The 535-nt window shown below is 65.6% G+C and carries 1 protein-coding gene; it reads left to right on the top strand.

Annotated elements, in window-relative coordinates:
* Position 1: 1 nt before the first annotated feature.
* The coding region (locus tag RDCOP1_RS21125; protein ID WP_307718202.1) for a phosphopantetheine-binding protein at positions 2-535 on the top strand (534 nt) is incomplete at its 3' end.

Here is a 535-nt window from a genome sequence, read left to right as displayed (position 1 = left end):
GATCGCGCAGGCTGCGGTGGTGGTATCGGCTTCCGGTGTCGGGGAGCAGCTTGTGGGGTATGTGGTTCCTGTTGCGGGGGCCGCGGTGGATCGTGACGAGTTGGTGGGGTTCGTCTCGGGGTTGTTGCCGGCGTATATGGTGCCGTCGGTCTTGATGGTGCTCGATGAGTTGCCGGTGGGTTCGTCGGGCAAGCTGGACCGTAAAGCGTTGCCTTCCCCTGTCTTCGAAGCTCGCGAGTTCCGGGCGCCGCAGACAGCTGTCGAGCAGGTTGTGGCGTCGACGTTTGCGGACGTGTTGAGCCTTGAGCGTGTCGGTCTCGACGACAACTTCTTCGAGCTCGGTGGTAACTCGCTGATTGCGACCCAGGTGGTGGCGCGTCTGGGTGCGGCCCTCGGTACTCGGGTGCCGGTGCGGGTGTTGTTCGAGGCGTCCACTGTCGGGGAGCTGGCGGTGCGGGTGGAGCAGGTGTCCGGCGAGGCTCGGGTGCCGTTGGTTGCGCAGGTTCGGCCGGCGCAGGTGCCGTTGTCGTTGGCA

It is taken from the genome of Rhodococcus coprophilus NBRC 100603 (genome assembly GCF_001895045.1).
In the GTDB taxonomy this organism is placed as follows: domain Bacteria; phylum Actinomycetota; class Actinomycetes; order Mycobacteriales; family Mycobacteriaceae; genus Rhodococcus; species Rhodococcus coprophilus.
This window is presented reverse-complemented; position numbering and strand designations above follow the sequence as displayed.